The organism is Streptomyces hainanensis, assembly GCF_004348415.1.
Classification (GTDB): domain Bacteria; phylum Actinomycetota; class Actinomycetes; order Streptomycetales; family Streptomycetaceae; genus Streptomyces; species Streptomyces hainanensis.
The window spans coordinates 1-10,583 of record NZ_SMKI01000274.1 but is presented as its reverse complement, the minus strand read 5'-3'; the positions used below and the strand labels follow the sequence as shown (position 1 = coordinate 10,583).

At 74.0% G+C, this 10,583-nt stretch carries 9 protein-coding genes and 2 pseudogenes; 5 read left to right on the top strand and 6 right to left on the bottom strand.

The annotated features are described in order from the left end of the window. Positions 1–229 precede the first annotated feature (229 nt). Positions 230–1,096 carry a sterol desaturase family protein gene (locus E1283_RS23220; protein WP_243745033.1) on the bottom strand — a complete coding sequence of 289 codons (867 nt, stop codon included), beginning with the start codon at positions 1,094–1,096 and terminating at the stop codon, positions 230–232. A 425-nt stretch (positions 1,097–1,521) separates the two neighbouring features. Here E1283_RS23220 and E1283_RS23215 point away from each other — a divergent pair, with 425 nt between their 5' ends. Next, positions 1,522–2,193, top strand: a complete 672-nt coding sequence (locus E1283_RS23215) for an SDR family NAD(P)-dependent oxidoreductase (RefSeq protein WP_132820064.1) — start codon at positions 1,522–1,524, stop codon at positions 2,191–2,193. On the opposite strand, the gene E1283_RS37445 is transcribed toward E1283_RS23215, so the two are convergent. Next, a complete protein-coding gene (locus E1283_RS37445; protein WP_165956222.1) occupies positions 2,156–2,917 on the bottom strand; it encodes a nucleotidyltransferase family protein in 762 nt (253 codons plus the stop codon). The two genes, E1283_RS23215 and E1283_RS37445, sit on opposite strands and share 38 nt — an antisense overlap. A 132-nt stretch (positions 2,918–3,049) precedes the next feature. On the opposite strand from E1283_RS37445, the gene E1283_RS23205 reads away from it, so the two are divergent. From E1283_RS23205 to E1283_RS23195, 3 genes and pseudogenes are all read left to right on the top strand, one after another. Beyond that, positions 3,050–3,478, top strand: coding sequence for an OsmC family protein (locus E1283_RS23205; RefSeq protein ID WP_132820063.1), 429 nt, complete (start codon positions 3,050–3,052; stop codon positions 3,476–3,478). 82 nt (positions 3,479–3,560) lie between these two features. Beyond that, positions 3,561–3,881, top strand: coding sequence for an antibiotic biosynthesis monooxygenase family protein (locus E1283_RS23200; protein ID WP_132820062.1), 321 nt, complete (start codon positions 3,561–3,563; stop codon positions 3,879–3,881). Positions 3,882–3,910: 29 nt separating this feature from the next. Continuing rightward, a pseudogene (locus tag E1283_RS23195) lies at positions 3,911–6,058 on the top strand (polysaccharide lyase 8 family protein); the annotation flags it as partial. A 539-nt stretch (positions 6,059–6,597) separates the two neighbouring features. Here the strand turns inward: E1283_RS23195 and E1283_RS38920 are convergent. Both E1283_RS38920 and E1283_RS23185 read right to left on the bottom strand, forming a co-directional pair. Continuing rightward, positions 6,598–7,866: a L,D-transpeptidase gene (locus E1283_RS38920; RefSeq protein ID WP_132820060.1), complete on the bottom strand. Its 1,269-nt coding sequence runs from the start codon at positions 7,864–7,866 to the stop codon at positions 6,598–6,600. Positions 7,867–8,028: 162 nt separating this feature from the next. Further along, positions 8,029–8,352: a hypothetical protein gene (locus E1283_RS23185; protein WP_132820059.1), complete on the bottom strand. Its 324-nt coding sequence runs from the start codon at positions 8,350–8,352 to the stop codon at positions 8,029–8,031. 120 nt (positions 8,353–8,472) lie between these two features. Between E1283_RS23185 and E1283_RS37440 the strand changes: the two genes are divergently transcribed. Then, positions 8,473–8,640: a hypothetical protein gene (locus tag E1283_RS37440; protein WP_165956221.1), complete on the top strand. Its 168-nt coding sequence runs from the start codon at positions 8,473–8,475 to the stop codon at positions 8,638–8,640. A 31-nt stretch (positions 8,641–8,671) separates the two neighbouring features. On the opposite strand, the gene hutH is transcribed toward E1283_RS37440, so the two are convergent. Continuing rightward, the gene (gene hutH / locus E1283_RS23180; RefSeq protein WP_132820066.1) at positions 8,672–10,243 is read right to left on the bottom strand and encodes a histidine ammonia-lyase; all 1,572 of its coding nucleotides are present in this window, start codon (positions 10,241–10,243) and stop codon (positions 8,672–8,674) included. Positions 10,244–10,260: 17 nt separating this feature from the next. Continuing rightward, positions 10,261–10,583 (bottom strand): annotated as a pseudogene (locus E1283_RS23175) (hypothetical protein); the annotation flags it as partial.

Sequence of the window (10,583 nt, the reverse complement as noted above, 5' to 3'; positions counted from 1 at the left end):
CCGCGGTGGTGCGGTGGGGCGCGGCGCGGTCCGGCACGGTGACGGTGTGCGCGGAGACGGCCTGGGAGGTGACGTTCGGTGACGGTGGGTGGGCAGGGGGAGGACCTGGCCGGGCGGGGCGAGCCTGGCCGGCGCCCGGCCGCCGGGGCCGGCCGCGCCGCGAGGCCGAGCGGGCCTGGCGGCTGCGCCGCGCCCCGCCGCTCCCCGCTCCACGCGCCGCCGCGCGGCGCTACGCGGAGCGGCGCCAGGGCAGGAACTGGTTGGTGAGGACGGCACCGGTGGCCGGGAACGAGCCGGGGTCCGCCAGGCCGACCGCGACGGGGCGGCGGCCGGGGCGCCAGGTGAAGGTGCCGAACACCCGGTCCCAGACGGAGAGATCGGCCGCGAAGTGGCCGGCCTCTGAGAGGTCGGTGCTGTGGTGCAGCCGGTGCTGCTCGGGACTCGAGACGAGGTGGTTGAACCAGCCGATGCGCACGTCGACGTTGGCGTGCGTGAAGTAGCCCTGGGCGACCACGAAGAGGCCGACGGCGAACACCGACTCCGCGGAGAAGCCCACCAGGGCCAGGGACAGCTGGGTGATCCCCTGGGTGAGCACCACGTCGAAGATGTTGTTGACGCCGTTGTTGCCGATGTTGACCTTGTCGGGCGCGTGGTGCACGCCGTGCAGCCGCCACAGTTGCCGGTTGGTGTGGGCGAACCGGTGCACCAGGTAGTTGGCCAGCGAGCCGAGCAGCAGGGCGAGCGGGATCTCGGCGCCGAGCGGCAGCGCCGGCTCGGGCGTCGCGATGACGCCCACCAGGGCGAGCACCATCGCCTGCGCGCTCGCGGCGCCGAGCGCCGTCAGCAGGTAGTAGGCGCCGTACCAGCGCCATTCGCGCCGGGTCGGGTGCCACGAGCGTTGGTAGGGGATCAGCCGTTCGAGCAGGCCGAGATAGATCAGGGTGCCCCAGGGGAACGCCACACCGACGACCTCGAACGGCCAGTCCCGGGCGATGCCGAAGGTGCCGACGGCCACGACGGAGCCGAGCAGGATCGGGTAGGCCAGGTGGCGGAGCGTGGCGGCCCACGGCGGCGTGTGGCGTATGTCCGGTGGCACGGTGTGAGGTGAGGCCGGTTGTGAAGCTTCACCCTCGATCGGGGACCTGAGGTCCATATCCCACCCCTCTGTACCTGTTTCTCGTTCGGTGACCGTGCGCCGGTCCGCGACCCCTACGCGGACCACGCTTGGGAAGATCATCAACAGTATGGATTTGATCAAATACGCCGAGCAATGACGGGAGGGGGGCGTATCAGGTTGTAGGGGGTAGCAAGAGGTATTTCGTGCGCCCCCTTCTGTCCTCGACACACCCCGGCGGCTCGGCTTCCGCATGTGTGGATACGGAGGAGGGGCGTCGGGGCGCGCGGCGAACGTCCGGCCGGGGCGTCCGTCGGTCGGGGGTTGACCCTGACACCGGTGTGAGGACCTAGGCTCACCAACCGTCACCGTCACCGTCACAGGTCTCGGTCACGAGGGAGAAAGCCATGCCAGGAGCAGTAGTGATCGGCGCGGGACCGGGGATCGGCCGCTCGGTCGCCCGCCGGTTCGCCCGCGAGGGGATGCCGGTCGCCGTGCTCGCCAGATCCGAGGCGACGGGGCGCGCCACGGCCGCGGCCGTCGCGGAGTCGGGCGTGCGCGCCGTGCCGCTGACCGCCGACGCAGCCGACGAGGACGGGTTGCGCGGCGCACTCGACGCGGCGGTCGGCGCGCTCGGCACGCCGGAGGTCGTGGTGTACAACGCGGCGCTCATCCGCCCGGACGCGCCCGGCGAACTCTCGGCACGCGCCCAGCTCGACGCCTACGCCGTCAACGTCGTCGGCGCGCTCACCGCCGCGGGGCACCTGCTGCCGGCCATGGCCCGGCGCGGCCACGGCACCTTCCTCGTCACCGGCGGCATGCCGGAGCCCAAGCCGGCCTACACCAGCCTCTCGCTCGGCAAGGCCGGCGTGCGCGCCCTGGTCGCCCTACTCGCGGAGCGGTACGGGCCCGCCGGCCTCCACGTGGCCACGGTCACCGTGGACGGCCCGGTCGCGCCCGGCACCGACTTCGACCCGGACGACATCGCCGAGCACTACTGGCGGCTGCACGCCGAGCCGCCGGCCGACTGGCGGCGCGAGGTCACCCACGGCCCCCGGCCGGCCGCGTCCCGAGACTGACCAGCAGCCCGGCCAACCGCTCCGCCAACGCCGGTTCCGTGGCCCGCAGTTCGCCGACCAGCGCCCCGGTGGCGGCGCCCAGGGCGCGCCACAGCTCGGCCGCGTCCAGGCTCCGCACCAACGCGCCGGCCAGCGGCTCGGTGAGCTCGGCCGGCAGCCCGTCGGCACCCTTGGCGTAGGCGGTCGGCAGGTCGAGCCGCAGGCAGGCGAGCGCCAACACCTGGTCGCGCACCCCGCTGATCCAGTACTCGGCCAGCCAGGGCCGGCCGCGCTCGATGGCGGTCCTGGCGTGCAGCACGTGGTGCCAGGCGTAGCCGACGAGGTGCGCCGCGTCCGTCGTCGTCCGGCGCGGCTCGACCGCCTCGCCGAACACCGGTCGGAAGCCGCCGTCGCCGACCTGCCCGAACTCGCCGGCCGGCGTGAACCCGAGGTCGACCTCGAGACCGTCGGCGAGCAGGAAGGCCCGGTAGACGGCCGCGCCGGAGCGCAGGTCGAAGTGGTGCAGCGCGCCGAACTCGGCGTAGACGAACTCGCTCCAGGCGGCGAGCACTTCGGCCACCACCCGGCCGGGTGCCACGCCGAGCAGCAGGTCGACGTCGGACCACCGGTCCTCGACCCCGCGCGCCGCGGAACCCGTCAGCGCCGCCGCCGAGACGTCGGCGTCGCCCCTGGCCCGGGCGAGGAGCCGGGACCGTACCTCGTCCCGCCTGGCCACCGCGAACATGCCCGGACCCTACAAGATCCCGGCCCGGGTGTCGGAGGCCACCGGGACCACCGTGACGTCCGGGGCGGCGATAGCGTGTACCTGTACCACCCGCAGGTGACCCGTTGATCCGGTTCCGCCAGGAGGAGCGACATGGCAACCACACGTATCGCGACGACGAACTGGGAGGGCTCCCTGCTTCAGGGCGCCGGCAACGTCTCCCTCGACTCCTCGGGAGTGGGGAAGTTCGACGTCACCTGGGCGTCCAGGGCCGAGGACCCCAACGGCCGCACCAGTCCCGAGGAGCTGATCGCGGCGGCCCACTCGTCCTGCTTCTCGATGGCGCTCTCGCACGGCCTCGCCGGCGCCGGCACCCCGCCGGAGTCGGTGCGGACCCAGGCCAGCGTCACCTTCCAGCCGGGCGAGGGGATCACCGGCATCGTGCTGAAGGTCCAGGCCAGGGTGCCCGGGCTGTCCGCCGAGGACTTCCAGACCGCCGCCGAGGGCGCCAAGGCCAACTGCCCGGTGAGCAAGGCCCTGGCCGGCACCACCATCACGCTCGAGGCCGAACTCCTCGACTGATCCGCCCCGTTGCGGCGAATCCGCGGCCCCCGGCACGCCCGCCGGGGGCCGCTCTCCCTCCCCCTTCCGCTGAGAGGTCTCTGTGCCAAGCGTCGTGAAGATCAACGTGTTGACGGTGCCCGAGGAGCAGCGGGAGGTGCTGGAACAGCGTTTCTCGTCCCGCGCCGGGATGGTGGAGAGCCAGGACGGGTTCGAGTGGTTCGAGCTGCTGCGGCCGGTGGAGGGGACGGACCAGTACCTGGTCTACACCCGCTGGCGCAGCGAGGAGGACTTCCGGAACTGGATGAACGGCGAGATGCGGCAGGCGCACCAGGGCGGCGGCCGGCCGGCCGCCTCGGGCGCCACCCTGTGGTCGTTCGAGGTGGTGCAGCACGCCGCGCCGCGCCCCCGGGCGGAAGGCTGACCGACCCACCACCCGGGTAGACCCCGGGTGTGAGAAGGCGAACCGTACTGGGCGGCGGCCTCGCCGCGGCCGCCGGGCTCGCGCTGCCCGTCGCGGCGCACCCCGCGCACGCCGCCGACGTCTTCGGCGAGTTACGCGACCGCTGGCGGCGCGTCGTGCTCGGGCCCGGCGCGCCCAGTGGCCCACACGCCGACGCGTACGCGCGGGCGGTCGCCGCCCAGGACCGGTCGGCGGCCCGGCAGTTGGCCACCCTGGTCACCGACTGGGACGCCCCGACCCCCTGGCCCGACCTCCCGCTGACGGAGGACCCGGCGCACTCCGCGCACGTCACCACCGCCGCGTCCCGACTGCGCGCCATCGCCGTCGCCTGCGCCACCGAGGGCGGCTCGCTCCACGGCGACGAGCGGGCCGCCGCCCGGGCCGCCGCCGGCTGCCGCCTGTGGTGGACGGCCCATTACCACGCGGGGCAGCCGCAGTACGGCAACTGGTGGGACTGGGAGATCGGCGCGCCCCGCCACATCACCGACGCGCTGACCCTGCTCGGCCCCGCCGTGGACGACGAGACCCGGGCCGGCGTCCTCGCCGCCGTCGACCACTTCGTGCCCGACCCGCGCCGCATGCTGCGCGGCGAGTTGGTCTCCACCGGCGCCAACCGGGTCGACCTGTGCCGGGTGGTGGCGCTGCGCGGCGCGCTCGGCGCGAACGAGGAGCGGCTCGCCCAGGCCTCCGCCGCGCTGGTCGGCGTCCTCGACCCGGTGCCGGTGGGCGACGGCTTCCACCCCGACGGCTCGTTCCTCATGCATACCTCGGTCGCCTACCCGGGCACCTACGGCGAGGTGTTGGTCAAGGGGATGGCCGAGCTGATGCGGCTGCTCGTCGGCACCGCCTGGGACGTCGGCCCGGCCGAACGACGGCTCACCACCGCGGCGATCGACCGCACGTTCGCGCCGTTCGTGCACCGCGGCGCGATGCTCGACGCGGTGCGCGGCCGGGCGATATCCCGCGACACCGCCACCGACGCCGACGACGGGTTCAAGCTGGCCGTCGACCTGGTGACGCTGGCCGACGCGCTGCCGGCCGGCGAGGCGGCGGCCGCCGGCCGGCTGCGGGCCACCGCCAGGTCCTGGCTGGCGGAGAACGGCTGGCGCCCGCTCGCCGCCCGGCAGCCGGCCCAGATCGCGGCCGCGGCGTCCGTCCTCGACGACCCGGCGATCGCCCCGCTCCCGGGCCCGCTCGGCCACTTCGGCTACCCGGACATGGAACGCTTCGTCCACCGTCGCCCCGGCTGGACGTACTGCCTGTCGCTCAACTCCGACCGGGTGGCCCGCTACGAGTACATGAACGGCGAGAACGCCCGCGGCTGGCACACCGGCGACGGCATGCACCAACTCGCGCTGGACCACGACCCGTTCCACTTCACCGACGCCTACTGGCCGACGTGCGACGCCAAGCGCCCGCCAGGGGTGACCGTCGACACCACCCCACTGCCGGTCGGCGCGGGCGGCGACAACGACAACGTGCCGCTCTCCGGCACCCGTTGGTCGGGCGAGGTGGTGCTGGACGGGGAGCTGGCGCTCGCCGGCACGGACCTCCGGGGCATCGACTCGCCGCTGCGGGCGCGCCGGAGCTGGCTGTTCCTCCCCGACGGGGTGCTGACGGCCGGCTCCGGGATCAGCGCCGACGGCGGGCGCCGCATCGAGACCGTCGTCGAACACCGCAGGACCGACGGCGCGTTGACGGTGGACGAGGCGGCCGGCTGGGCGCACCTCGAAGGCGTCGGCGGCTACGTCTTCCCGCGCGGCGCGGGGGAGTTGCGCAGCCTGCGCGAGGACCGGGTCGGCGCCTGGAGCGAGATCCGGCAGGGCGGGCCGACGACGCCGATCACCCGCCGATTCGTCACCCTCTGGCAGGACCACGGGACGGATCCGGCCGATGCCACGCACGCCCACCTGCTGCTGCCGGGCGCCACCCCGGAGCAGACGGCGGCCAGGGCCGGCGCCCCCGGCGTCGAGGTGCTGCGGCTCGACCGCGACGCGCACGCGTTCCGGGCCGGCCGCCTCACGGCGGTGGCGTTCTTCGCGGCCGGCACGGCCGGCGGCGTCACCGCCGACGCGCCCTGCGCGGTGCTGCTCCACGAGGACCCGGCCGCCGGCACGTTGCGGATCGCCGTCTCCGACCCGTCGCGGTCGGCGCCGGTGGTGCGGCTGGCCGTGGCGGCGCGGGGACGCCACGCGGTGCGGCACGCGGACGCCGGCCTCACCGTCCTCGGCCCCGACGGCGCCACCGTCCGGCTGCTGGCCGAGACCGGCGGCCGACACGGCGCCACCCTGACCGCCACGCTCACGGCCGGCCGCCCCGCGCCGGGACCTCGGGTCCAGCTGCTGTCACCGCTGGCCGACGCGACGGTCCGCGGCGGCGCCTTCGCCGACACCAACGACGGCGCGTCCCCCACCCTGACCGTCCGCGGGGCCGACACCCCGGACGACACCCTCCCCCAGGCCTGGCGGCCTGGGAGGTACCCCCAGACGCGGTGGATCGCAAGGTGCCGGATCGCAGCTCATACTCGATCGTATTCGCGCGATTCGACAACACGGCGAGGTGCCGTGTATGGCGTCGCGGCCCCACGAAGATCCGGAAGACAGGCCCTAGGGGCGGGCCAAGTCTCCCCGGGGATCACCTCCCCCGAAAGGGCGGGAAGATCCCCGCCGGGGTGGGACTACAGGGCGCTGCCCGCCTCCCAGTCGGCCCAGTTCATGTTCCAGCCGTTGAGCCCGTTGTCCGGGGCCATCTCCACGTCCGGCGAGTTCACCACGATGATCACGTCGCCGAGCATGGACTCGTCGAAGAACCAGGCGGCGTCCGTGGAGTCGTCGTCGGCGCCCTGGACGTCGTCGAGGCCTATGCAGCCGTGGCTGGTGTTGGTGTTGCCGAAGACGCTGTCGTTCGCCCAGTAGTTGCCGTGCACGAAGGTGCCCGAGGTGGAGAGGCGCATGGCGTGCGGGACGTCGGGGATGTCGTACTCGCCTTCGCCGTCGTCGTCGGTGAAGCCGACGGTGGCCCCGTTCATCCGGGTCTCCTCGTGCTTCTCGGAGATCACCATCTGACCGTTGTACGTGGGGGTCTCGTCGCTGCCGGCGGATATCTGCAGGGTGCGCAGCACCTCGCCGTCCCTGACGACCTGCATCTGCTTGCTCTCGGCGTCGACCGTGCTGATCTGCGAGCGGCCGACGGTGAAGCTGAAGGTGCGGTCCTGGACGCCGGTGAGGCCGTCCGCGCCCTCGACCCCGTCGAAGGCCAGCGAGACGGTGACCTCGGTGTCGGCCTGCCAGTACTCCTCGGGGCGGAAGTCGAGGCGCTGCTCGTTGAACCAGTGGCCGACGACCTCCTGGCCGCTGCTCGTGGTGATCTGGACGGCGGCCTCGACGTCTGCCTGGTTGGTGATCGGCTTGTCGAAGTTCAGCGAGACGGGCATCCCGACGCCCACCGTGGAGCCGTCCTCGGGGGTGAAGTAGCCGATGAAGCTGTTCTCCGGGGAGACGGTGGTGAAGGTGCGGGCCTCGTGCGCCGCCCGGCCCTCGCTGTCGCTGGCCTGCACGTCGAGCGAGTACTGGGTGGCCCGCTCCAGCTGGATGTCCGGCACCCAGCTGGTCTGGTCGGCGGATATCGTGCCGGCGACCTCGGTGCCCGACTCGGTGGCCGTCATGGTCACCGCGTCGATGGTGCCGTCGGCGACGGAGACCTGGACGTCGTCGTTGATGCCCACGTTGTCGGCGGAGTCGTCCGGCGTGATGGTGATCTCGGCGGCCGAGGTGTTGGCGTCCTCGGCGGCCCGGTCCGTGTCCTCCTGCCCCGAGCCGCCGGTCTCCGACGACTCCCCGTTCGAGCCGTCATCGCCACCGTCGCCGCTGCACGCCGAGAGTGTCAGTACTCCGGTGAGCAGCGCTGCCGCCACCCCCAGGCCCTTGCGCCGCATGCCGTCCCTCATCAGTAGCTTCTCCGTCCACTGCCGCGTCTCCCAGAGAGGACACATGGAAAGTGACGTGCCGCGGCGGCAGCGCGTTCCACTGTAAGTGAATCTGTGCCGTGAACCACACGTTCGAGTGACGGCCCGTCGAAACCGGCCCGAAACCAGCCTCGGGGCCGGAGGTCAGTCCTCCTCGTCCTCGTCCTCTCCGTCCCACGGCTCGTCGGGGTCGTACTCGGCCAACTCGCTGCTCCAGGACGCCTGGGAGAGCACCACGCCCGGCACCTCGCCCACCAGGTCGAGCGGGTCGATGAGGTAGGCGACGGCCTCCGCCTCGTCCCGCGAGACGGCCTGGGAGGCCAGGTCGCGTTCCTCGCGCGGCATCAGCTCGTCGCCCTCGATCCGCGCCCAGGCGGCCCTGATCAACTCGTCGGGCTCGCTGATCTCCAGCACCAGCTCCACACGGACGCGGACGTGGCGCGTCTCCTCGGTCATGTCATCAGTCATGTCCCGGAGAGTAAGGGTCACCGGTGAGACCTCTTCCCCACGACCCGCACCAGTGCGTAACATCGCTCACCACGCCGCCTCACCGCACAGCTCACAGCAGCACCACCATCGGAGGGCGCCATGACAGGCAAGGCAATCGGCAACCGCCGTCCCCTCGTCTACGCCGTCGTCGCCACCTGCGCCCTGTGTCTCGGCTGGCTGCTCCCCTCCGCCTACACGGAGGACGAGGAGGCCGGCGGCGCGGTGATCCCGGCGGTCGAGCAGCAGCTCGACGCCCAGGAGCAGTAGCCGCGCGCCCTCAGATGGCCGCCGCGAGCCCTCAGGCCAGCGGGCCGGTCGTCGACTCGGCGGCCGCCACCAGGCCGCCGCTCCTGACGAACTCCTCGGCCGCCGCCAGGTCGGGCGCCAGGAAGCGGTCCTCGCCGACCCCCCGCACCCCGGCCGACCGTGCCGCCGCCACCACGGCCCGCGCCGCGGGCCCCGGCCGCAGCCCGCGCTCGGCGAGCGGGGCCCGCAGCTCCAGGGCCCGGGTCGCGGCGCACAGTTCCACGGCGACCACCCGGGTCAGCCCGTCGAGCGCGGTCCGCAGCTTGCGGGCCGCCGACCAGCCCATCGAGACGTGGTCCTCCTGCATCGCCGAGGAGGGGATGGAGTCCACCGAGGCGGGCGCCGCGAGCCGCTTCAGCTCGCTCACCAGCGCGGCCTGCGTGTACTGGGCGATCATCAGGCCCGAGTCGACCCCGGGGTCGGCGGCCAGGAACGGCGGCAGCCCGTGCGAGCGGTTGCGGTCGAGCAGCCGGTCGGTGCGCCGCTCGGCGATCGAGGCCAGGTCGGCCACGGCGATGGCCAGGAAGTCCAGCACGTAGCCGAGCGGCGCCCCGTGGAAGTTGCCGTTGGACTCCACCCGGTCGCCCAGCACCACGGGGTTGTCGACGGCCGCGGCCAGCTCCCGTCCGGCGACGGCCATGGCGTGCGCCAGGGTGTCCCGGCCGGCGCCGGCCACCTGCGGGGCGCAGCGCACCGAGTAGGCGTCCTGGACCCGGGGCGCCTCGTCCTGGTGGTGGCCGGTGAGCCCGGATCCGGCGAGCACCCGCAGCATGTTGTCGGCGCTCGTGGCCTGCCCCGGGTGCGGGCGCACGGCCTGGAGCCCGGGCGCCAGCACCCGGTCGGTGCCGAGCAGCGCCTCCAGGGTGAGCGCGGCCGTGACGTCGGCGGCGGTGAGCAGCCCGGCCAGGTCGGCGCCGGCGAGCAGCAGCATGCCGAGCATCCCGTCGGTGCCGTTGAGCAGCGCGAGGCCCTCCTTCTCGCGCAGCTCGACGGGGGCGATGCCGTGCCCGGCCAGCAGCTCGCCGGCGGGCGCGAGGGCGCCGTCCCGGCCCTCGGCCTCGCCCTCGCCGAGCAGGGTGAGGGCGCAGTGCGAGAGCGGCGCCAGGTCGCCGGAGCAGCCGAGCGAGCCGTACTCGTGGACGACCGGGGTGATGCCGGCGTTGAGGACGGCGGCCATGGTGTCGGCGACCTCGGGGCGCACGCCGGTGTGCCCGGAGGCGATGGTCTTCAGGCGCAGGAACATCAGGGCGCGCACCACCTCGCGCTCCACCCGCGGGCCCATGCCGGCGGCGTGCGAGCGGACGATGTTGCGCTGGAGGCGGGCCCGCAGGCCGGCGTCGATGTGCCGGACGGCGAGCGCGCCGAAGCCGGTGGAGACGCCGTAGACCGGCTCCGGGCGGGCGGCGAGGTCGTCGACGACCCGGCGGGCGGCGGCCATCGCGGCCCTCGCCTGGTCGGTGAGCTCGACGCGGGCGCCGTGCCGGGCGACGGCGACGACGTCGGCGGGGGTGGTACCGGAGGTGGACAGCGCGACCGGCGCGACCGGCGCGACGTCGTTGTGCATATTCATATTCAGTAAGCCTAGGCAGTGAATCGATTGTCGTCATCGGGCGGTGCGGCTCCGGGCCGGCCCGTGTCGGGCTGCGCGCCACCCACCGACCGGGCCTCGCCCACCGACCGGGTCCGGAAGGCCCGGCGCTCGGGCCCCTCGGGCCCCGGCACGTCCGCCAGCGCCACCACCACGTCACGCGCCCCGCCGCGCCCCGCCACCACCGGCACCGGGGAACGCGCCGCCTTCGCCCGGTACTGCGCCGCGTCCGCCAGCCGGAACAGCCGCCGTGCCGACCGCAGCGGCCCGATGTCCTCCTCGGTGGTGGCGATCCCACAGGCCACCCCCTCCCCCA